General features: G+C 72.0%; 19 protein-coding genes. 18 read left to right on the top strand and 1 reads right to left on the bottom strand.

What is annotated here, in order from left to right; translation table 11 throughout:
- The first annotated feature begins 3 nt into the window (after positions 1 to 3).
- From QUV83_RS12180 to QUV83_RS12105, 16 genes are all read left to right on the top strand, one after another.
- Entirely contained in the window at positions 4 to 555 is a 552-nt protein-coding gene (locus QUV83_RS12180) for a NuoB/complex I 20 kDa subunit family protein (protein WP_289564791.1), read from the top strand.
- Positions 552 to 1400, top strand: coding sequence for an NADH-quinone oxidoreductase subunit C (locus tag QUV83_RS12175; protein ID WP_289564789.1), 849 nt, complete (start codon positions 552 to 554; stop codon positions 1398 to 1400). The genes QUV83_RS12180 and QUV83_RS12175 overlap by 4 nt, the downstream gene beginning before the upstream one ends.
- Complete coding sequence (locus QUV83_RS12170; RefSeq protein ID WP_289564787.1) at positions 1400 to 2764, top strand: NADH-quinone oxidoreductase subunit D; 1365 nt, start codon at positions 1400 to 1402, stop codon at positions 2762 to 2764. The genes QUV83_RS12175 and QUV83_RS12170 overlap by 1 nt, the downstream gene beginning before the upstream one ends.
- Entirely contained in the window at positions 2764 to 3642 is an 879-nt protein-coding gene (gene nuoE, locus QUV83_RS12165) for an NADH-quinone oxidoreductase subunit NuoE (protein WP_289564785.1), read from the top strand. The genes QUV83_RS12170 and nuoE overlap by 1 nt, the downstream gene beginning before the upstream one ends.
- A complete protein-coding gene (gene nuoF, locus QUV83_RS12160) occupies positions 3642 to 4988 on the top strand; it encodes an NADH-quinone oxidoreductase subunit NuoF (RefSeq protein ID WP_289564783.1) in 1347 nt (448 codons plus the stop codon). Before nuoE ends, nuoF begins: the two co-directional genes overlap by 1 nt.
- Complete coding sequence (locus QUV83_RS12155; protein WP_289564782.1) at positions 4985 to 7606, top strand: NADH-quinone oxidoreductase subunit G; 2622 nt, start codon at positions 4985 to 4987, stop codon at positions 7604 to 7606. The genes nuoF and QUV83_RS12155 overlap by 4 nt, the downstream gene beginning before the upstream one ends.
- Positions 7603 to 8970 (top strand): NADH-quinone oxidoreductase subunit NuoH, encoded by a 1368-nt coding sequence (gene nuoH, locus QUV83_RS12150; RefSeq protein WP_289564780.1) that lies wholly within the window; start codon positions 7603 to 7605, stop codon positions 8968 to 8970. Before QUV83_RS12155 ends, nuoH begins: the two co-directional genes overlap by 4 nt.
- A complete protein-coding gene (nuoI, locus tag QUV83_RS12145; protein ID WP_436231913.1) occupies positions 8963 to 9679 on the top strand; it encodes an NADH-quinone oxidoreductase subunit NuoI in 717 nt (238 codons plus the stop codon). Before nuoH ends, nuoI begins: the two co-directional genes overlap by 8 nt.
- On the top strand, positions 9676 to 10569 hold the full coding sequence (locus QUV83_RS12140; protein WP_289564779.1) for an NADH-quinone oxidoreductase subunit J: 894 nt from the start codon (positions 9676 to 9678) through the stop codon (positions 10567 to 10569). Before nuoI ends, QUV83_RS12140 begins: the two co-directional genes overlap by 4 nt.
- Positions 10566 to 10865: an NADH-quinone oxidoreductase subunit NuoK gene (gene nuoK / locus QUV83_RS12135; RefSeq protein ID WP_066582293.1), complete on the top strand. Its 300-nt coding sequence runs from the start codon at positions 10566 to 10568 to the stop codon at positions 10863 to 10865. Before QUV83_RS12140 ends, nuoK begins: the two co-directional genes overlap by 4 nt.
- 10 nt (positions 10866 to 10875) lie before the next feature.
- Positions 10876 to 12849, top strand: coding sequence for an NADH-quinone oxidoreductase subunit L (nuoL, locus tag QUV83_RS12130; RefSeq protein WP_436231912.1), 1974 nt, complete (start codon positions 10876 to 10878; stop codon positions 12847 to 12849).
- A 15-nt stretch (positions 12850 to 12864) separates the two neighbouring features.
- On the top strand, positions 12865 to 14424 hold the full coding sequence (locus QUV83_RS12125) for an NADH-quinone oxidoreductase subunit M (RefSeq protein ID WP_289564777.1): 1560 nt from the start codon (positions 12865 to 12867) through the stop codon (positions 14422 to 14424).
- Positions 14421 to 16103: an NADH-quinone oxidoreductase subunit NuoN gene (gene nuoN, locus QUV83_RS12120; RefSeq protein WP_289564775.1), complete on the top strand. Its 1683-nt coding sequence runs from the start codon at positions 14421 to 14423 to the stop codon at positions 16101 to 16103. The genes QUV83_RS12125 and nuoN overlap by 4 nt, the downstream gene beginning before the upstream one ends.
- Positions 16100 to 17107, top strand: a complete 1008-nt coding sequence (locus tag QUV83_RS12115; protein WP_289564773.1) for a polyprenyl synthetase family protein — start codon at positions 16100 to 16102, stop codon at positions 17105 to 17107. The genes nuoN and QUV83_RS12115 overlap by 4 nt, the downstream gene beginning before the upstream one ends.
- Positions 17108 to 17304: 197 nt before the next feature.
- Positions 17305 to 18366: an RDD family protein gene (locus tag QUV83_RS12110; protein ID WP_289564772.1), complete on the top strand. Its 1062-nt coding sequence runs from the start codon at positions 17305 to 17307 to the stop codon at positions 18364 to 18366.
- Positions 18363 to 19085 carry a PP2C family protein-serine/threonine phosphatase gene (locus tag QUV83_RS12105; RefSeq protein WP_289564771.1) on the top strand — a complete coding sequence of 241 codons (723 nt, stop codon included), beginning with the start codon at positions 18363 to 18365 and terminating at the stop codon, positions 19083 to 19085. The genes QUV83_RS12110 and QUV83_RS12105 overlap by 4 nt, the downstream gene beginning before the upstream one ends.
- On the opposite strand, the gene rarD is transcribed toward QUV83_RS12105, so the two are convergent.
- The gene (gene rarD / locus QUV83_RS12100; protein WP_289564770.1) at positions 19051 to 20139 is read right to left on the bottom strand and encodes an EamA family transporter RarD; all 1089 of its coding nucleotides are present in this window, start codon (positions 20137 to 20139) and stop codon (positions 19051 to 19053) included. The genes QUV83_RS12105 and rarD overlap by 35 nt on opposite strands.
- Positions 20140 to 20384: 245 nt before the next feature.
- Between rarD and QUV83_RS12095 the strand changes: the two genes are divergently transcribed.
- Both QUV83_RS12095 and QUV83_RS12090 read left to right on the top strand, forming a co-directional pair.
- On the top strand, positions 20385 to 21782 hold the full coding sequence (locus tag QUV83_RS12095; RefSeq protein ID WP_289564769.1) for an FAD-dependent oxidoreductase: 1398 nt from the start codon (positions 20385 to 20387) through the stop codon (positions 21780 to 21782).
- Between the two features lie 68 nt (positions 21783 to 21850).
- Positions 21851 to 22048 (top strand): LPXTG cell wall anchor domain-containing protein, encoded by a 198-nt coding sequence (locus QUV83_RS12090; RefSeq protein ID WP_289564768.1) that lies wholly within the window; start codon positions 21851 to 21853, stop codon positions 22046 to 22048.
- Positions 22049 to 22086 lie beyond the last annotated feature (38 nt).

The following is a 22086-nucleotide window of genomic DNA, read 5'->3' as shown; positions in this document are numbered from 1 at the left end:
GACATGGGTATCGAAGAGGCGCCTTCAGGGTTCCTGCTGACGACGGTCGAGAACCTCGTCGGGTATTTCCGCAAGGGCTCGTTGTGGCCGGTCACGTTCGGCCTGGCCTGTTGCGCGATCGAGATGATGGCGACCGGCACCAGCCGCTACGACATCTCCCGGTTCGGCATGGAGGTCTTCCGCGCCTCGCCGCGCCAGGCCGACCTGATGATCGTCGCCGGCCGGGTGAGCCAGAAGATGGCGCCCGTGGTGCGGCAGGTCTACGACCAGATGCCCGAGCCCAAGTGGGTCCTGTCGATGGGCGTGTGCGCCTCGTCGGGCGGGATGTTCAACAACTACGCGATCGTGCAGGGCGTGGACCACGTCGTGCCCGTCGACATCTACCTGCCCGGCTGCCCGCCGCGGCCCGAGATGCTCATCAACGCGATCCTCGAGCTGCACACGCAGATCCAGGCGGAGCCGCTCGGCGTGAACCGCAAGGAGGCGGCCCGCGCCGCCGAGGCCGCGGCCCTCAAGGCCACGCCGACGTCGCACATGAAGGGCCTGTTGGCATGAGTGAGAAGTCCGGGGCGCCCGAGGGGGACAAGACCCCCGAGGTGTCCGCCGAGAAGGCAAGCGCGGCCGCGGCCGCGAAGCCGGGCGACACGACGACGTCTGAGGCGCTGGCCGCCCAGAGCACGAGCGAGGCGGCCCTCGAGGGCGGCTCGCAGCACGTCGGCCCGCTGGGCTCGCCCGAGCCCGAGGTCATCGAGGTCCGCCACGGCATGTTCGGCGGCGGCCCCGGCTCCGGCGACACGTCCGGCTTCGGCGGACTGGTGACGACCGTGGCGCTGCCGGGCGCGAGCCCGCGCCCCTACGGCGGCTGGTTCGACGAGGTCGTCGACATCCTCATCGAGCTGCTCGACGCCTCCGGCACCGGGTTCGCCAACGCGATCCCCTCGGTGGTCGTGGACCGCGACGAGCTCACGCTGCACGTGGCCCGCGAGCACCTCGTCGAGGTGTCCCAGATGCTGCGCGACGACCAGGACCTGCGCTTCGAGCTCAGCCTGGGCGTCTCCGGCGTGCACTACCCGGAGCAGACCGGCCGCGAGCTGCACGCCGTCTACCACCTGGTGTCGGTGACGCACAGCCGTCGCCTGCGCCTCGAGGTCGCCGTCCCCGACGCCGACCCCCACGTGCCGTCCACCACCGGGGTCTACCCGACGAACGACTGGCACGAGCGCGAGACCTGGGACTTCTTCGGCATCGTCTTCGACGGGCACCCGGCGCTCGCGCGCATCGAGATGCCCGACGACTGGCCGGGCCACCCCCAGCGCAAGGACTACCCCCTCGGGGGCATCCCGGTCGAGTACAAGGGCGCCACCGTGCCGCCCGCGGACCAGCGGAGGTCGTACAGCTGATGTCCCCTCAGACACCCCCTCAGGGCAAGCCCACGGCCACCGGCCACATCATCGACGACCAGGCCACCGGCGTGCCGTCGTTCGAGGCGTCCGGCGGCGACTGGTCCGAGATCGCCGAGGAGGCTGCTCGCCTCGGCGAGGAGCGCATCGTCGTCAACATGGGCCCGCAGCACCCGTCGACGCACGGCGTGCTCCGGCTCATGCTCGAGATCGACGGTGAGACGGTCACCGAGGCCCGCGCGGGCATCGGCTACCTGCACACCGGCATCGAGAAGAACATGGAGTACCGGTCCTGGACGCAGGGCGTCACGTTCTGCACCCGCATGGACTACGTGGCGAACATCTTCCAGGAGGCCGGCTACTGCCTGGCCGTGGAGAAGCTGCTCGGCATCACGGACGACATCCCGGAGCGGGCCACAGTCATCCGCGTGATGATGATGGAGCTCAACCGCATCGCCTCGCACCTCGTGTGCCTGGCCACCGGCGGCAACGAGCTGGGCGCCACGACCATCATGATCGTCGGCTTCAACGCCCGTGAGCAGGTGCTCCGGGTCTTCGAGCTGATCACCGGGCTGCGCATGAACAACGCGTACATCCGCCCGGGCGGCGTCGTGCAGGACATCCCGCCGGGCGCCCTGGACGCGGTCCGCGACGCGATCACGGTGATGAAGAAGGACTTCGGGCAGCTCGAGGACCTCATGCTGGCCAACCCGATCCTGCAGGCGCGCCTCAAGGGCGTCGGCTACCTGGGCCTGCCCGCGAGCATGGCCCTGGGCATCACCGGCCCCGTGCTGCGGTCCACCGGGCTGCCGTACGACGTCCGCAAGGCCGCGCCGTACTGCGGCTACGAGACGTACGACTTCGACATCCCGACGTCGACGGACGCCGACGCGTGGTCGCGGGTCGTCCTGCGCCTCGAGGAGTGCTACCAGTCGATCCGCATCATCGAGCAGACGCTTGAGCGCCTGCAGGCGATGGGCCCCGGCCCGGTCATGGTCGAGGACAAGAAGATCGCCTGGCCCGCGCAGCTCGCCATCGGCTCCGACGGCATGGGCAACTCGCTGGACCACATCCGGGAGATCATGGGCACCTCGATGGAGGCCCTGATCCACCACTTCAAGCTGGTGACGGAGGGCTTCCGGGTCCCCGCCGGCCAGGCGTTCGTCTCGGTGGAGCACCCCCGTGGGGAGCTCGGCGTGCACCTCGTCTCCGACGGCGGCACGAAGCCGTACCGGGCGCACTTCCGCGACCCGTCGTTCAACAACCTGCAGGCCGTGTCCATGATGTGCGAGGGCGGCCAGGTGGCCGACGTCGTCGTCGCGGTGGCCTCGCTGGACCCCGTCCTGGGAGGGGTGGACCGCTGATGTCCGTCGAGAACAGCGCACTGCCCGCCGGCACGCGCCCGGCCGCCCGGTACGACGAGGAGACCCGCGCCCGGCTCGCCGCCGACGCGGCCCTGGTCGTCGCCCGCTACCCGCAGCCCCGCTCGGCGCTGCTCCCGCTGCTGCACCTGGTGCAGAGCGAGGACGGCTTCGTCAGCCCCGCCGGCATCGCGTTCTGCGCGGAGACGCTGGACCTGACCGCCGCCGAGGTCTCCGCGGTGGCCACGTTCTACTCGCAGTACAAGCGCCGGCCCAACGGCGAGTACACCGTGGGGGTCTGCACCAACACGCTGTGCGCCATCATGGGCGGCGACGCCATCTGGGAGGAGCTCTCCGAGCACCTCGACCTCGGCAACGACGAGACCACGGCCGACGGCAAGGTCACGATCGAGCGCATCGAGTGCAACGCGGCGTGCGATTACGCGCCCGTGGTGATGGTCAACTGGGAGTTCCTGGACAACCAGACCCCGCAGTCCGCCGTCGAGACGGTGGACAAGCTGCGCGCGGGGGAGCCCGTCACCTCGACGCGCGGGCCCGGCAAGATCTGCTCGTTCAAGGAGGTCTCGCGGGTGCTCGCGGGCTTCCCCGACGGCCTCGCCGACGAGGGCCCGAGCGGCGGCCCGGAGACCGAGCGCGGCACGCAGCTCGCCGCGGCGGAGGGGTGGACCGCCCCGGCGTTCCCCGGCGACGCCGCCACGAAGCCCGCGGCCACGAAGCCCGACACCACGGCGCCCGCTGCGGCATCGCCCGAGGTCGGCGGCCCGCAGTCGAGCGCGGAGCGCAAGCCCACCTCGGCGAAGGACTCCTCCGCTGAGGACCAGCAGAAGAAGCAGAGCTCCGACCAGGCCAAGGAGTCGTGATGACCGACGTGACGACCCTGACCCCCGTCCTGACCAAGGACTGGGGACTCGAGAGGTCCTGGGCGCTGCGGACCTACCTGGACGGCGGCGGCTACGCCGGGCTCCGGGCGGCGCTCGCGCAGACCCCGGCCGACGTGATCAGCGCGGTGAAGGACTCCGGCCTGCGCGGCCGTGGCGGCGCCGGGTTCCCCACGGGCATGAAGTGGGGCTTCCTGCCCGCGCCCGACGGCGGACCGCGCTACCTGGTCATCAACGCGGACGAGTCCGAGCCGGGCACCTGCAAGGACATCCCGCTGATGATGGCCAGCCCGCAGCTGCTCCTCGAGGGCGCGATCATCACGTCCTACGCGATCGGCTGCTCGCACGCCTTCATCTACCTGCGCGGCGAGGTCGTGCACGTCTACCGCCGCCTGATGCGCGCGGTGGAGGAGGCCTACGCGGCCGGCTACCTCGGCAAGAACATCATGGGCTCGGGCTTCGACCTGGACATCACCGTCCACGCCGGCGCCGGCGCCTACATCTGCGGCGAGGAGACGGCACTGCTCGACTCCCTCGAGGGGCGCCGCGGCCAGCCGCGCCTGAAGCCGCCGTTCCCCGCCGTCGCGGGCCTGTACGCGCGGCCCACGGTGGTCAACAACGTCGAGACCATCGCCTCCGTGCCCGCGATCCTCAAGGGCGGCGCCCAGTGGTTCCGCGAGATGGGCACCGAGCGCTCGCCGGGCTTCGGCATCTTCTCGCTGTCGGGCCACGTGCAGCGGCCGGGCCAGTACGAGGCGCCGCTGGGCATCACGCTGCGCCGCCTGCTGGAGATGGCGGGCGGCATCCGTGAGGGCCACGAGCTGAAGTTCTGGACGCCCGGCGGGTCCTCGACGCCGATCTTCACGGCCGAGCACCTCGACATCCCGCTCGACTACGAGTCCGTCGCCGCCGCCGGGTCCATGCTGGGCACGCGCGCGCTGCAGATCTTCGACGAGACCACGTCGGTGGTCCGCGCGGTGACGCGCTGGACCGACTTCTACAAGCACGAGTCGTGCGGCAAGTGCACGCCGTGCCGCGAGGGCACGTTCTGGCTGTCGCAGGTGCTGCACCGCATCGAGGCGGGCCAGGGCACCAGCGCGGACATCGACCTGCTGCTCGACCTGTGCGACAACATCCTGGGCCGCGCGTTCTGCGCGCTCGGGGACGGGGCCACCAGCCCCATCACCTCGGCGATCCAGTACTTCCGGGAGGAGTTCGAGGCGGGCACGCACACGCCCGCCGACGAGCTGTTCCCGCCCGAGCGCAGCTCGAAGTTCACCTACACCCCGCGCCGTCCGGCCGGGCAGTTGGCGGGGGTCCACGCATGACCATCACGACACCGAAGCCCGGCTCGGGGGCAGCCTCGCAGGGGACGCCCGCCGCGACGCCGGCGCCCGTGGACGCCGTGACGTTCACCATCGACGGCCTCGAGGTGGCGGTGCCCAAGGGCACGCTCGTCATCCGCGCGGCCGAGCAGGTCGGCATCCAGATCCCGCGGTTCTGCGACCACCCGCTGCTCGCCCCCGCGGGCGCGTGCCGCCAGTGCCTCGTCGAGGTGTGGGCGCCGGGCCGTGACGGCAAGCTCGCGAAGATGCCCAAGCCGCAGGCCTCCTGCACGCTCGAGGCGTCGCCGGGCATGCAGGTCAAGACGCAGCACACCTCGCCCGAGGCCGACAAGGCCCAGCACGGCGTGATGGAGCTGCTGCTCATCAACCACCCGCTCGACTGCCCGGTCTGCGACAAGGGCGGCGAGTGCCCCCTGCAGAACCAGGCGATGAGCAACGGGCGCGCGACGACGCGGTTCGTGGACGTCAAGCGCACGTTCCCCAAGCCGATCGCGATCTCCACGCAGATCCTGCTCGACCGGGAGCGCTGCATCCTGTGCCAGCGCTGCACGCGGTTCTCCAAGGAGATCGCCGGCGACGCGTTCATCGACCTGCAGAAGCGCGGCGCCAACCAGCAGATCGGCCGCTTCGCCCCCGAGGTGCTCGGCTTCGAGGCCCCGGCCGGCGCGCCCAGCGGCGAGGTGCCCGTGGGCCCCGCCGAGGAGGACGAGTCCGGCGAGCCGTTCGCGTCGTACTTCTCGGGCAACACCGTGCAGATCTGCCCGGTGGGCGCCCTGACCAGCGCGTCCTACCGGTTCCGGGCCCGTCCGTTCGACCTGGTGTCCACCCCGGGCGTCTCCGAGCACGACTCGTGCGGCTCGGCGATCCGCGTCGACCACCGTCGGGGCGTCGTGCTGCGCCGCCTGGCGGGCGAGGACCCGGCGGTCAACGAGGAGTGGATCACCGACAAGGACCGCTTCGCGTTCACCTGGCAGTCCGCGCCGGACCGCATCACCACCCCGCTGGTCCGCGACGAGGCGACCGGCGAGCTCCGCGTCGCGAGCTGGGTCGAGGCGCTGGACGTCGCCGCGGAGGGCCTGCGCGCCGCGCTGAAGCCCGCCGAGGCCGGCGCCCCCGCCGGTGTGGGCGTGCTGCCCGGCGGCCGGGTGACCCTCGAGGACGCCTACGCGTACGGCAAGTTCGCCCGCACGGCCCTCGGCACCAACGACGTCGACCTGCGCAGCCGCCCGCTGTCCGCCGAGGAGGAGGCCTTCCTGGGCCACCACGTCGCCGGCCGGGCCATGCAGGTCACGTTCGCCGACCTGGAGAAGGCCCCCGTCGTGCTCCTCGCCGCGCTCGAGGCGGAGGAGGAGGCCGGGGTCACGTTCCTGCGCCTGCGCAAGGGGGTCCTCGCGGGGACCACCCGCGTCGTCTCGGTGGCGCCGTTCGCCAGCCGCGGCCTGGAGCGCCTCGACGGGACGCTCGTCGCCGCCGCCCCGGGCACCGAGGCCGAGGTGCTCGACGCGGTGGAGCCCGGCTCCGACGTGCCGACGCTGAGCGCGCTCGCCACCGACCTCGCCCAGCCGGGCGCCGTGATCCTGGTGGGGGAGCGGCTCGCCGCAGTCCCCGGCGGGCTCACCGCCGTGCTGCGCCTCGCGGAGCGCACCGGCGCCCGCCTCGCCTGGATCCCCCGCCGTGCGGGGGAGCGTGGCGGTGTCGAGGCCGGCGCGCTGCCCAGCCTGCTGCCGGGCGGCCGCCCGGTCGCCGACGCCGCAGCCCGGGTCGACGTCGCCGCCGCCTGGGAGGTCGACTCGCTGCCGACCGCGCCTGGCCGCACCGCCACGGAGATCCTCGAGGCCGCCCGCACGGGCCGGCTCGGGGCGCTCGTCGTCGGCGGCGTGGACCTGCGCGACCTGCCGGACCCGGCCGCCGCCCGCGAGGCGCTGGCCGCCGCGCCGTTCGTCGTGTCGCTGGAGGTGCGCTCCTCGGAGGTCACCGCGCTGGCCGACGTGGTGCTGCCCGTCGCGCCGCCGGTGGAGAAGGGTGGCACCTTCGTCACCTGGGAGGGTCGCCCGCGGCCCTTCCCGCAGGCGCTGACCTCCACGGCTGTGGGCGACCACCGCGTGCTCGACCGCCTCGCCGACGCCCTGGGCGTCACGCTGGGCGTGGGCACGCTGGCCCAGGTGCACGCCGAGCTCGACCAGCTGGGCGCCTGGGATGGCGCCCGGGTCGCCGCGCCCGCCGCTGCCGCCGCCGAGCCGCCGGCTGTCGCGCCCGGCCACGCGGTCCTGGCGACCTGGCACCTGCTGCTCGACTCCGGCCGCCTGCAGGACGGCGAGGCGTTCCTCGCCGGCACCGCCAAGCGGCCCGTGGCGCGGGTGTCCGCCGCCACCGCCGAGGGCGTGGGCGTCGTCGACGGCGGCCTGCTCGCGGTGAGCACCGACGCCGGCGTGATCGAGCTGCCGGTGGTCGTCACCGACATGCCCGACCACGTCGTCTGGCTGCCCACCAACTCGCCCGGCTCGGCCGTGCGCGAGACCCTGCACGCCGGACCAGGGGCGCTCGTGCGCCTGGCTCCCGGGACCCAGATCGACGTCACGGACGCGGAGGTGCGGGCATGAGTCTGCTCAGTGCAGTGGGCGCATCGCTCCCCACAGCGGTCGGCGATCCGACCGTCGCGGACTTCAGCAACGACAACGCCTGGATCTGGCTGCTCAAGGCCGTGGCGATCGTCGTCTTCCTGCTGGTCAGCGTCCTCATCGCGATCTGGTTCGAGCGCAAGGTCGTCGCCCGCATGCAGGTGCGCCCCGGCCCCAACGTGCACGGGCCGGTCGGCCTGCTGCAGCCGGTGGCCGACGCGATGAAGCTCCTGTTCAAGGAGGACATCACCGTCAAGGCGGCGGACAAGCTCGTCTACCTCGTCGCGCCGATGATCGCGGTGTTCTGCTCGCTGCTGACGTTCGCGGTGATCCCCTTCGGGCCCAGCGTGAGCATGTTCGGCATCGTGACGCCGCTGCAGCTCACCGACTTCCCCGTCGCGGTGCTGTACATCCTCGCGTGCACCTCGGTGGGCGTGTACGGCATCGTGCTCGGCGGCTGGTCCTCGGGCTCGACGTACCCGCTGCTCGGCGCGGTGCGGTCCACCGCGCAGGTGATCTCCTACGAGCTGGCGATGGGCCTGTCCCTGGTCAGCGTGTTCATCATCGCGGGGTCGATGTCGACCTCGCAGATCGTCGGCTCCCAGACCCAGGTCTGGTGGTTCCTGCCGCTGCTGCCGGCCTTCGTCATCTACATCATCGCGATGGTGGGCGAGACGAACCGCCTGCCCTTCGACCTCCCCGAGGCCGAGGGCGAGCTCGTCTCCGGCTACATGACCGAGTACTCGTCGATGAAGTTCGCGTGGTTCTTCCTCGCGGAGTACATCAACATGATCAACGTCTCGGCCGTGGCGACGACGCTGTTCTTCGGCGGCTGGCGCGCCCCGTGGCCCATCTCGTGGATCAACGACGGCATGTTCAACACCGGCTGGTGGCCGGTGCTGTGGTTCGTCGCGAAGGTCTGGCTGTTCATGTTCGTGTTCGTGTGGATCCGCGGCTCGGCGCTGCGCTTCCGCTACGACCAGTTCATGAAGATCGGCTGGAAGGTGCTCATCCCCATCGCGCTCGCGTGGGTGGTGTGCGTGTCGATCGTGCAGGGCGTGCGGAACTTCACCGACGTGGACCTGCAGACGATCCTGTTCGTGCTGGCGGGCATCGTGGTCGTCGCCGTCGGCATCTCGTTCCTCATCCCCGAGAAGCCCCGGCCCGAGCCCGAGGGCCCGCCCCGCGGCACCGTCGAGGACCCGGTGGTCATCGACGCGTTCGCGGGCGGCTACCCGGTCCCGCCGCTGCCGGGCCAGGCACTGCCCCCGTCCCCGCGCCGCTCCCGCAGCGCGGGCGACCCGACCGAGACCCCCCAGGTCACCCAGGAGGCGCACCGTGGCTGACCAGCCCAAGGACGTCACGCCGAGCAAGCCCGGCGGCGAGGTCGCGACCCCCGGCGCGTACGAGTCCCTGATCCCGAAGCGCTCGGGCATCCGGGAGGTGCTGGCCCCGGTCGGCGGCTTCGGCGTCACGTTCTCGAACATGTTCCGCCCGGTCATCACCGAGCAGTACCCGTACGAGAAGGTCCCGCCGCAGCCGCGCTACCACGGCCGCCACCAGCTCAACCGGTACCCGGACGGCCTGGAGAAGTGCATCGGCTGCGAGCTGTGCGCGTGGGCGTGCCCCGCGGACGCGATCTATGTCGAGGGCGCGGACAACTCGCCCGGCGAGCAGATGTCGCCCGGCGAGCGGTACGGCCGCGTCTACCAGATCAACTACCTGCGCTGCATCTTCTGCGGCCTGTGCATCGAGGCGTGCCCGACGCGCGCGCTCACGATGACCAACGAGTTCGAGCTCGCGGGCCCCACCCGTGAGGGCCTGATCTACGAGAAGAACGACCTGCTGGCCCCGATGCTCGACGGCATGCTGGCCGCGCCGCACCCCATGGCGCCCGGCACGTCCGACACCGAGTACTACCGCGGCGAGATCACCGGCCCCGCGCCCGCGCAGGTCGAGTGGGTCGCCGAGCACCGCCCCGACGACCCGACGTTGCCCGGCGCCCAGCGCGCCGCGGAGCGCCTGGCCCACGCCCACAACCCGGAGAACCGATGAGCCCCCTCGCCTCGGTGCTGCCGACGGTCCTCAGCGACACCGGCGTCACCAGCACGGGTGAGGCCGTGCTCTTCTGGGTCCTCGCGCCCGTCATGGTCATCGCCGCGCTGAGCCTGCTGTTCGCCCGCAAGGCCGTGCACGCCGCGATGTCCGTGGTGGTCGTGATGATCTCCCTCGCGTTCATCTACGTCGCGCAGGACGCCCCGTTCCTCGGCGTCGTGCAGGTGGTCGTCTACACCGGCGCGATCATGATGCTGTTCCTGTTCGTGCTGATGCTCGTCGGCGTCGACGCCTCGGACTCCCTGGTGGAGACCCTGCGCGGGCAGCGCTGGATCGGGATCCTCGCCGGCATCGGCCTGGCGAGCGTGCTCGTGGGCGTCGTCGGCCGGGCGAGCTACGGCGCGCCGGTCGGGCTGGAGGCGGCGAACGCCGACTCGAACCCCGTGGGCGTCGCGCGGATCATCTTCGGGCAGTACGTGTTCTCGTTCGAGGTCGTCGGCGCGCTGCTGGTCACCGCGGCGCTGGGCGCCCTCGTGCTGACGCACCGCCAGCGCCTCATCCCGCGCGTCGGGCAGCGTGAGCGCCAGGAGTCGCGCGTGCTCGGCGGTGGCTCGCTCACCCCGCAGCCCGCGCCCGGCGTCTACGCCCGCCACAACGCGATGGACGTGCCCGCGCTCGACCCGCAGGGCCGCCCGATCGAGGAGTCGGTCTCGCGCGTGCTGCGCATCCGTGGCCAGCAGGCCGGCACCGCGGGCTTCCGTGCGGAGATCCAGCCGTTCACCGGTGGCGCCGACATCGGCCCGCCCGTCCAGGAGGCAGGCGACGTCGGCGAGACGTCCGGCCCGACGACACCGATCACCTCGCCGCGGGGCACGGAGGAGACGCCATGACCCTCACCCACTACCTGGTGCTGTCGGCGCTGCTGTTCAGCATCGGCGCCGCCACCCTGCTGGTGCGCCGCAACGCGATCATCGCGTTCATGGGCATCGAGCTGATGCTCAACGCGACCAACCTCGCGCTCGTGACGTTCGCCCGCATCCACGGCAACCTCAACGGCCAGGTGATGGCGTTCTTCGTCATGGTCGTCGCGGCCGCCGAGGTCGTCATCGGGCTCGCGATCATCGTGGCCATCTTCCGTACCCGCCGTTCGGCCTCGGTCGACGACGTCAACCTGCTGAAGAGCTGAGGGCCGGCACGTGCACACCCTGACCCCCCTCGCCCTGGCCGCAGACACGCCCGCCGCCGTGGCGCAGACCGTCGAAGGCGGAGTGTTCGCGCTCGCGCCGCTGATGGTCGTGCTCCCGCTGTTCGGCGCCGCGGTGCTGCTGCTCGCCGGGCGCCGTTCCGACCGCTGGGGACCGTGGTTCGCCGTGGCGATGTCCACCGGCGCCTTCGTGGTCGGCCTGCTGAACATCATCGGCCTGCTGGGACGCCCGGCAGCCGAGCGGGTCCTCGACCTGCACATGTTCGACTGGATATCCGTCGGCTCGTTCGACCTCAGCGCGGGCCTGCGACTCGACCCCCTGTCGCTCACCTTCGTGATGCTGGTGACGTTCGTCGGCTCGCTGATCCACGTGTACTCGATCGCGTACATGGCCGAGGACCCTGCCAAGCGCCGGTTCTTCGCGTACCTCAACCTCTTCATCGCGGCGATGCTGCTGCTGGTGCTGGCCGACAGCTACCTCCTGCTGTTCGTCGGCTGGGAGGGCGTGGGCCTGGCCTCGTACCTGCTGATCGGCTTCTGGAACCACAACCTGGCGTACGCGGTCGCGGCGAAGAAGGCGTTCATCGCCAACCGCATCGGCGACGTCGGCCTGCTGGTCGCCCTGATGCTCATGTTCGCCACGTTCGGCGGCGTCAGCTTCACCGACGTGGAGGCCGGGGTCCCCGGCGCGTCCACCGCGACGCTCACGGCGATGGGCCTCGTGCTCCTCGTCGCGGCGTGCGGCAAGTCGGCGCAGTTCCCCCTGCAGTCCTGGCTCGGCGACGCGATGGCGGGCCCCACGCCCGTCTCCGCCCTGATCCACGCGGCGACGATGGTCACCGCGGGCGTCTACCTCGTGGTCCGCTCCGGCGTGATCTACGACGGCGCCCCAGACGCCCGCCTGGTCGTGGTCATCATCGGCGCGATCACGCTGCTCTTCGGGGCGATCGTCGGCTGCGCCAAGGACGACATGAAGAAGGCCCTCGCGGCGTCGACCATGTCGCAGATCGGCTACATGATCCTCGCGGCGGGCCTCGGCCCGATCGGCTACGCGCTGGCGATCTTCCACCTGGTCACGCACGGCTTCTTCAAGGCCGGCATGTTCCTGGGCGCCGGATCCGTGATGCACGGCATGGACGACCAGGTCGACATGCGCCGGTTCGGCGGCCTGGCCCGCTACATGCGGATCACCTGGGTCACGTTCGGCCTCGGCTGGCTCGCGATCCTCGGCATCCCGCCGTTCTCCGGGTACTTCAGCAAGGACCGGATCATCGAGGCGGCGTTCGTGCCCGTGGACGGCGCCGAGTGGCGCGCCTGGGTGTTCGGCGCCGTGACGCTGATCGGCGCGGGCATCACCGCGTTCTACATGTCGCGGATGTTCTTCATGACCTTCGAGGGCAAGCGCCGCTGGGCCCCGAAGGCCGACGGCGGCGAGCAGCACCCGCACGAGTCGCCGCGCCTGATGACGGTGCCGATGATCGTGCTCGCGATCGGCTCGGTCGCCCTCGGTGGCCTGCTGGTCGTCGGCGGCTTCCAGACATGGCTGGAGCCCGTCACCGGGCATGTCACGCATGACGCGCCGGTGCTGCCGGTGTGGCTGATCATCACCCTCACGATGCTGTTCGTCGTGGTCGGCCTGGTGCTCGCATGGCGCCAGTACGCCGCATCCCCTGTGCCCATCACCCCACCGCCTGGCTCGGCGCTCACCCGCGCGGCACGCGCGGACCTGTACCAGGACGCGGTCAACGACGCGCTGCTGGTCGAGCCCGGCCAGCACCTGACCCGTTCGCTCGTCTACCTCGACCGCCAGGTCGTGGACGGCGGGTTCTCGGGCCTGGCCCGGTTGGTGGTCCGCAGCGGCGACGTCATCCGCAAGCTGCAGACGGGCTTCGTGCGGCAGTACGCCGCCATGATGCTCATCGGGCTCGTCGTCCTCGTCGTCGCCGTCATGGCCCCCCGGATCTGAGAGAGAGCAGCGTCGATGTCCTCCGGATTCCCCTGGCTCACAGCCCTCATCGTCCTGCCGCTCCTCGGAGCCGCAGCGGTGTGGGCCCTCCCTGCCACGCGCCTTCGCCTTGTGCGGCCGGTCGCGCTCGGCTTCTCCCTCGCTGAGGTCCTCCTCGCCGTCGGCGCGGTCGTGTCCTTCGACACGGCCCAGGCCGGCGTGCACCAGCTCGTCGAGACCCACTCGTGGATCCCCGCCCTGGGGGTCAGCTACGCGGTGGGCGTCGACGGGGTGGGGCTGCTCCTCGTCCTGCTCTCGGTCGTCCTCGTGCCGTTGGTGCTGCTCGCGGCCTGGAACGAGCAGGGCAGCACCAAGGACGTCGTCACCAACCAGCTCCGGCACTACATGGCCCTGATCCTGCTCACGCAGGTGTTCATGGTCGCGGTGTTCGCGGCGCGTGACGTCTTCCTGTTCTACGTGCTGTTCGAGGCCATGCTCATCCCGGTCTACTTCCTGATCGGGCAGTTCGGCGGGGTGCGGCGGCGCTACGCGGCCGTGAAGTTCCTGCTGTTCTCGCTCGCGGGCGGCCTGGTGATGCTCGTGGGCGTCATCGTGCTCTTCCTCGAGGGCCCCGGCGGCCCGCAGGGCTTCCTCACCGAGAACCTCGTGGGCCTCGACCTGTCGACGGACACCGAGCGCTGGCTGTTCGTCGCGTTCTTCCTGGCATTCGCCATCAAGGCGCCGATGTTCCCGGTGCACACCTGGCTGCCCGACGCCGCCGAGCAGGCCCCCGCGGGCACCTCGGTGCTGCTGGTCGGCGTGCTCGACAAGGTCGGCACCTTCGGGATGCTCACGCTGTGCCTGCCGCTGTTCCCGAACGCGGCGCAGTGGGCGGCCCCGGTGGTCATCGTGCTGGCAGTCATCTCGATCCTGTACGGCGCGCTGCTGGCCATCGCGCAGCAGGACCTGATGCGGCTCATCGCCTACACGTCGGTCTCGCACTTCGGCCTCATCGTGCTGGGCATCTTCGCCTTCACGTCGATGAGCGTCGCGGGCTCGTCGTTCTACATGGTCAACCACGGGCTCTCCACCGGCGCGCTGTTCCTGCTCGCCGGTTACCTGATCTCGCGGCGTGGCTCGCGGAAGGTCTCCGACTTCGGCGGCCTGCAGAAGGTCGTGCCGGTGCTCGCCGGGACGTTCCTGGTGGCGGGCCTGTCGGCGCTGTCACTGCCCGGCCTGTCGACGTTCATCAGCGAGTTCATGGTGCTGATCGGCACCTTCGCCCGGGACCGCCCGGCGGCCGTGGTGTCAGCGTTCGCCGTGGTGCTCGCCGCGCTGTACATCCTGCTGACCTACCAGCGGATCTTCACCGGCCCCGTCAAGGACGGCCTCGAGACGATGCCGGACCTGTCCGGGCGTGAGAAGTGGGCCGTGGGGCCGCTGATCGCGATCATGCTCGTGATCGGCTTCTACCCCGCGCCCGCGCTCGAGTTCGTCAACGAGCCGGCCCAGATCACGCTCGACCAGGTAGGGATTGAGGACGTGCCGTCGACTGTGCTGGTCAACGACGCGGCGACTGAGGGGACTGACAAGTGAACGCGGCCTTCATCGCACCGGAGATCGCCTGGTCGCAGCTGACCCCGATCCTCCTCGTGCTCGGCGCTGCCGTCATCGGCGTGCTCGTCGAGGCCTTCGCGCCACGGCAGCACCGCCGCCAGGCGCAGCTCACGCTGTCGCTTCTGGCGACCGCGGGGGCGCTCATCGCCGCCGCGGTGCTCTGGGCGGACGTCCGCGCCACCGGCGGCACTGTGGTGCTGGGCGGCGCGGTCATCGTCGACGGCCCCACGGTGGTCATGCAGGGCACCATCGCGATCTTCGCGCTGCTGTCCTTCCTCGTCGTCGCCGACCGGACCCGCTCGGGGGAGGACGCGTTCGCGCCCCAGGCCTCCGCGATCCCCGGCTCCGACTACGAAGAGGTGGCCCTGCGCAAGGGCCTGCAGCAGACCGAGGTCTACCCGCTGATGCTCTTCGCCACCGGCGGCATGCTGATCTTCCCCGCCACCGGCGACCTGCTCACGCTGTTCGTGGCCCTCGAGGTGCTCTCGCTGCCGCTGTACCTGCTCACCGGGCTGGCGCGCCGCCGCCGCCTGCTGAGCCAGGAGGCGTCGATGAAGTACTTCCTGCTGGGGTCCTTCGCCTCCGCGCTGCTGCTGTTCGGCATCGCGCTGCTCTACGGGTTCTCCGGCTCGCTGCGCTACTCGGACATCGCCGCCGCCACGCAGACCGTCGCCGGGCTCGACGGCCTGCTCATCGTGGGCGCCGTGCTGGTGCTGGTCGGCCTGCTGTTCAAGGTCGGCGCCGTCCCGTTCCAGCAGTGGACGCCCGACGTCTACCAGGGCGCCCCGACGCCCATCACCGGGTTCATGGCCGCGGGCACCAAGATCGCCGCCTTCGGCGCCCTGCTGCGCGTCTTCTACGTGGTGCTGCCCGGCCTGCAGTGGGACCTGGAGGCGGGCATGTGGGCCGTCGCCATCCTCACGATGGTCGTGGGCACCGTCGTCGCGATCGTCCAGACGGACATGAAGCGCGTGTTGGCCTACTCCTCGATCGCGCACGCCGGGTTCGTGCTGACCGGTGTGATCGCGCTCAACTCCGAGGGCATCGCGGGCGTCCTGTTCTACCTGATCGCCTACGGCGCGGCCACGGTGGGCGCCTTCGGCATCGTCTCGCTGGTCCGTGAGCGGAGCGTCGCCCCAGTGGCGGTCGCGGTCGCCGCGGGCGAGGGCTCGACGGTCGAGGGCTCCGAGGCCGGCGCCGACGCCAGCGCCGACGGCGGTGTCGTCATCGGCGAGGCCACGCACCTGTCCCAGTGGGCGGGCCTCGGCCGCACCCACCCGTGGACGGCGCTGACCTTCACGCTGTTCCTGCTGTCGTTCGCGGGCATCCCGCTGACGGCCGGCTTCATCGGGAAGTTCACGGTGTTCTCGTCGGCTGTCGCCGCGGGCGCCTGGCCGCTCGCCCTCATCGGCGTGCTCGCCTCCGCCGCAGCCGTGTTCTTCTACGTGCGGATCATCGTGCTGATGTTCTTCACGGCTCCGGCGGGCTCCGAGGAGGACGGCGACGGCAAGCCCGTCACCTCCACCACCACCGTCGTGTCCGCCCAGGGGCTCACCGCCGTGGCGGTCGGGGCATGCGCCCTGATCACCATCGCGCTCGGCGTGCTTCCGTCCTCGGTTCTCGATCTGGTGGCCGAGGCGGCTAAGTTCATCCCGTGAGCTCTGCAACCTCCCTCCCGCTGACCGATCCGGCGTTGGCCGACCTGTTGACGGGGCGGCTCTCGCTCGTCGAGGAGCGGCTGCGCGACGCTGTCAGCCACGCCGACACGCTCGCTGACGACGCCTCGCGGCACCTCGTCAACGCGGGCGGCAAGCGGCTGCGGCCGCTGCTGACGCTGCTCGCCGCCCAGCTCGGCGATGGCGAGCGGCGCGAGGTGCTCGACGCGGCCGTCGTCGTCGAGCTCACGCACCTGGCCTCGCTCTACCACGACGACGTCATGGACTCCGCGCCCGTGCGGCGCGGAGCCCCGGCGGCGCATGAGGTGTGGGGCAACCAGGTGGCCATCCTCACCGGCGACCTGCTGTTCGCGCGCGCCTCGGTGATGGTCGCCGGGCTCGGGCCGGAGGCCGTGCGGATCCAGGCCACGACCTTCGAGCGCCTGTGCCTGGGCCAGCTCCACGAGACCGTGGGGCCGCGCCCCGGCGACGACCCGGTGGAGTTCTACCTGCAGGTGCTGGCCGACAAGACCGCCTCGCTGGTCGCCACCTCCGCGCGGTTCGGCGCGATGTTCGCCGGCTGCCGCCCGGACGTCGTCCAGATCGTCACCAGCTTCGGGGAGAAGGTCGGCGTCGCCTTCCAGCTCGCCGACGACGTCATCGACCTCACCTCCGACGCGAGCGTCACCGGCAAGACGCCCGGCACGGACCTGCGCGAGCACGTGCCGACGATGCCCGCGCTGCTGCTGCGCCGCCGTGCCGCATCCCCCGAGGGGACCGACGCCGAGCGCGAGCTCGTGGAGCTGCTCGACTCCGACCTGTCCTCGGACGACGACCTCGCACGGGCCGTCGCGGGGCTGCGCGGCCACCCGGTGGTGGACGAGACGCGCGCGCGGGCGATCGCGCTGGTCCGGGCTGCCGTGGCCGAGCTGGCCCCGCTGCCCGCCGGGCCGGTCAAGGACGCCCTCGTGTCGTTCGCGGAGTCCCTCGTGGACCGCGCCTCCTGAAGATGCCCACGGGCTGACGGACGGGACTGACGATGACCGCAGAGCTCCGCCCGCCAGGCACTGGCCACTCGACCGGTGCTGGCCTCCCCGGCGCGGCGCCGTCCCCGGACACGGCCCCGCCTTCGGACACGGCACCGCCTTCGGACACGGCACCGTCGCCGCAGGTCTCGCCGGCGCCCCGGGGCGGAGTCGTCGCCGTGCCGCCGGACCAGGTGGCCGCCATCGGGCCCCGCGTCGTCGCCCTGCTGGTCGACCAACTCGCCGCCGGGTCCGTGGCCTTTGGCGGGCTCGTCCTCGCCGGAGTCGTGATCGGGCCGCAGGAGGGCCTCGCCATCCTGGCCCCGCCGCTCATCGCCCTCGCGCTCGGGGGCGTCGTGGCGATCACGCAGTGGATCGCGGAGGCGCGGACGGGGATGACCCTCGGCAACCTGCTGCTGGGCATCCGCACCGTCTCGTCGGACACCGGCCTCCCCGCGGGCGTGGGCCGGGTGCTGCTGCGGAACGTGGTCGTCGGCCTCGGCGGCCTGGTCTTCGGTGTCGGCGCGTACGTCGTGGCCGGCTCCGGCGCCTGGGACCGGGGCCCCGCCCAGCGTGGCTGGCACGACCAGGCCGCGGGGACGCTGGTGCTGCGGCGCTCGACGTCCGCGCCGGTCACGCGGCGGGGCACGGCTGCCGCGCCCGCGGTCTTCGTGCGGCCCGCACCGGCTCATGCGTCGGTCGCTCCCGCGTCGGCTGCTCCCGCGCCAGCCGCTCCCGCGTCGGCTACTCCCGCGTCGGATCGGCCGAGCCCGTCGCCCGTCCCCGCGTCCGCGCCGGGTCCAGTGACTGTGTCCGCGTCCGCGCCGAGTCCGGTGCCCGTGTCCGCGTCCGCGCCCGGCCCCGCACTCGCCCCCGTCTTCGAGCCCGCCCCCGTGCCCACCCCGTCGGCCGTCGCGGTGCGGCTCGTCTTCGACACCGGCGAGCGGGTGGACGTGGTCGGTGACGGCGCCGTGGGCAGGGGGCCCGCGGACGCGCACGCCGCGCCGTTGGCCCATGCCGTCGCCATCGACGACCCGTCACGGTCCATCTCCAAGCTGCACTTGGTGTTCGGCCCCGAGCCCTCGGGCCTGTGGCTCATCGACCGGGGCTCGACGAACGGGACGGTGCTCATGGCGCCAGACGGCTCGCTGTCCGCCCTCCCGGCGGGCGACCGCGCGCACATCGGCCCGGGGTGGTCGGTGCGCTTCGGTGAGCGCTCCTTCCGGGTGGAGGCCCGATGAGCTCCCAGCCCGTGTGGGGCGCCGCGACGGACATCGGCACCCGTCGGGCGTCCAACGAGGACAGCTTCGTGGCCGAGCCCCCGGTCTTCATGGTCGCCGACGGGATGGGCGGCCATGCGGCCGGCGAGGTGGCGAGCGCCGCGGCGGTGAGCGCCGTGCGCCGGCTGGTCACCGCGCAGGACGTGCGGGAGCCGGATGTGCAGCGCCGGCTCGAGGCGGCGCGGTCGCTGCTGCAGGCGCTGCCGCCGACGCTGGGCCGCAGCCCGGGCACCACCATCTCCGGGGTGGTCCTCACCTCGCGGGACGGTGTGCCGCACTGGCTCATGGTGAACCTTGGCGACTCGCGCACGTACCGGTTGCAGGGCGACGTGCTGCAGCAGCTCAGCGTGGACCACTCGGAGGTGCAGGAGCTGGTCGACGCGGGCCACATCTCGCCGGCCGAGGCCGCGCACCACGCCCGCCGGCATGTGGTGACCCGGTCGTTGAGCGCGGCCTCGTCGCTCGCGGCCGACTACCTGCTGCTGCCGGTGGAGCCGGGGGACCGGATGCTGGTCTGCTCCGACGGGCTGACGGGCGAGCTGGACGACGCGATGATCGCGGGCCTGCTGCGCTCACGGCCGCACCCCCAGGATGCCGCGGAGGCGCTGGTGGCCGCCGCGGTGGCCGCCGGAGGGCGGGACAACGTCACTGTGGTCGTGGTGGACGCTCCGCAGCCGTGACGGACGGGCCGGTCGGCCCGCCGCCTGGCGCCTCGCTGGTGAGGGGCTCCGCGCTGGCGGGCTCCCCGGCGATGGGCTCCGCGATCGCCGCATCGTCGGCGACGGCGGGCCGTGGCCGGATGTGGGACCGCCGCGCGCGCAGGCCGTCGACGCTCAGCACGATGAGCGCGAGCCACACCAGGCTGAACCCCCACCACCGGGCCGGGGGCATCGCCTCGCGGAACACCACGACACCGATGGCGAGCTGCATCACAGGCGCGAGGTACTGCATCATCCCGACGATGCTCAGCGGGAGGCGGCGCGCCGCGGAGCCGAACAGCAGCAGCGGGACGGCGGTGATGACGCCCGAGGCGACGAGGGCGACGACATGCCAGCCGCCCTCCGACAGGAACGTCCCGTTCCCGGAGACTTCGAGCACCATGAGGTAGCCGAGGGCGACGGGCGCCAGCACGAGGGTCTCGACGGCGAGGCCTGACACGGCGCTGACGGTGCGGCCCACCCGGTTCTTCAGCAGCCCGTAGAGGCCGAAGGACCCGGCGAGGGCGAGGGCGATCCACGGCAGCCGGCCCGATCCGACGGTGATGACCACCACGGCGCCGGCGCCGATCCCGACGGCCGCCCACTGCGCGGGGCGTAGCCGCTCATGCAGCACGAGCACCGCCAGGGCGACGGTGACGAGCGGGTTGATGAAGTACCCGAGCGCGGCGTCGACGACCTGGTCGGAGAGCACCCCGTACACGAAGACGAGCCAGTTGATGGCGAGCACGACGGCTGCGATGACCAGCAGGCCCAGGGTGCGCCGGGAGCGCAGCGTGGTGGCGAACGGCCGCCAGCCGCGGGTCACGGCGAGGAGCAGCACACAGAAGCCGAGCGACCAGATGATGCGGTGCCCGATGATCTCCACGGCCCCGGCGGGCTGCAGCAGCGGGAAGTACAGCGGCAGCATCCCCCAAAGCACGTACGCGCTGAGGCCGGTGGCGAGGCCCACCCGGTCGAGGGCGCCGGGGTCCGAGCCGCTGGCGGCAGGCTTGGCGGCGGGGGAGTCGGTGGTCACCTGCTGAACCTACGTCCCGGGGGTGGGCGGACGTGCGATGCGTCCAGCCGCCGCGCCGCGCGGATGTGTCCGATCTGTCCGCATCGTGGCCCCCAACTCAGGCTGCCCTTGGTAGCCGCCGTACACTGGCCGGGCATCATCGCGCCCGGCAGCCTGCCGCGCGGCGTGCCAGCGGACTCGTCCGAGGGCGCCCCCGCCGAGCACCCCGCTGCGTGGGCTCCTCGACCGGAAGGCACCCGCGTCCCGTGAGCACGAACCGACCCCTGCGTGTGGCCATCGTCGGAGCCGGCCCCGCCGGCATCTACGCGGCCGACATCCTCTCGAAGACCGGGCTCGATGTGAGCATCGACCTCTTCGAGCGGCTGCCCGCGCCGTTCGGGCTCGTCCGCTACGGCGTGGCCCCCGACCACCCGCGGATCAAGCAGATCATCGTGGCCCTGCACAAGGTGCTCGAGCGTGGCGACATCCGGCTGCTCGCGAACGTGGAGTACGGCGTGGACCTCAAGCTCGAGGACATGCGCCAGTTCTACGACGCGGTGATCTTCTCCACCGGCTCGATCCGTGACGCGTCGCTGGCGATCCCCGGCATCGACCTGGACGGCTCGTTCGGCGCCGCGGACTTCGTGTCCTGGTACGACGGGCACCCGGACGCCCCGCGCACGTGGCCGTTGGAGGCCCGCGAGGTCGCGGTGCTGGGCGCCGGCAACGTCGCGCTCGACGTGGCGCGCGTGCTCGCCAAGCACGCCGACGACCTGCTGCCCACCGAGATCCCGGAGAACGTCTACGAGGGCCTCAAGGCGTCCCCGGTCACCGACGTGCACGTCTTCGCGCGTCGTGGCCCCGCCCAGGTGAAGTTCTCCCCGCTGGAGCTGCGCGAGCTGGGCCATGTGCCGGACGTGGACGTCATCGTGTACCCGGAGGACTTCGAGTTCGACGAGGGCTCGATGGCCGCGATCCACTCCTCGAACCAGACCAAGCAGGTCGTCAAGACCCTCACAGACTGGACGCTCAAGGAGCCGGAGGAGTTCACCGCGAGCCGGCGCATCCACCTGCACTTCCTGCACAAGCCGGTGGAGGTGCTCGGCGAGGACGGCAAGGTCGTCGGCCTGCGCACCGAGCGCACCGCGCTCAATGGCGACGGCAACGTCACCGGCACGGGCGTGACGCACGACTGGCCGGTGCAGGCGGTCTACCGCGCGGTGGGCTACTTCGGCTCCCCGCTGGTGGACATCCCGTTCGACGAGGTCGGCGGGGTCATCCCGAACCGCGAGGGCCGGGTCGTGGACGTGGACGGCGAGCCCGTCCCCGGCGTCTACGCCACTGGGTGGATCAAGCGCGGGCCGGTCGGCCTCATCGGCCACACCAAGTCGGACGCCTCGGAGACCATCCGGCACCTCGTCGAGGACGCGGGCGGCGTCGAGAGCCCCTCGGAGGAGTTCGTCACCGCGGCGGAGCGCGACCCGCAGGCGATTGTCGACTTCCTCGTCGCGCGTGGCGTGCAGCCCATCGAGTGGTCCGGCTGGGAGCAGCTCGACGCGTTCGAGCGCGCCCTCGGCGAGCCGCATGGGCGCGAGCGGATCAAGGTCGTCCCGCGCGAGGAGATGGTCCAGATCGCGTTGGGCACGGTGCGCCCGCAGGGCTGACGCCAGGGTTTCCGACATCCCGTCAGGAACCGGGCGCCAATTGCCCGACCCCCGGCGCGTCGGGCGCGGTGGTCAACACCGCGTCGGTGGGCTGGACGGACGGCGGCGACCCGTCGTCGTCCGAGGTCCTGGCCAGTGACTCCGCCCAGGTGACTGTCGGCTCGCTGCCGGTCACCGGCGCCGTCGCCGCGGGGCTCGCGCTCGTCGCCGCGCTGCTGCTGGGGCTCGGGGCGCTCGTGCTGGTGCACCGCCGCCGCACCGCCTGACGGCTGACGCCTGACGGCTGACGGCTCACGAGCAGGGC

It is taken from the genome of Cellulomonas cellasea (genome assembly GCF_030372105.1).
Taxonomy (GTDB): domain Bacteria; phylum Actinomycetota; class Actinomycetes; order Actinomycetales; family Cellulomonadaceae; genus Cellulomonas_A; species Cellulomonas_A cellasea_A.
The sequence above is the reverse complement of the archived record's forward strand: the minus strand, read 5'-3'. Positions and strand labels throughout refer to the sequence as shown.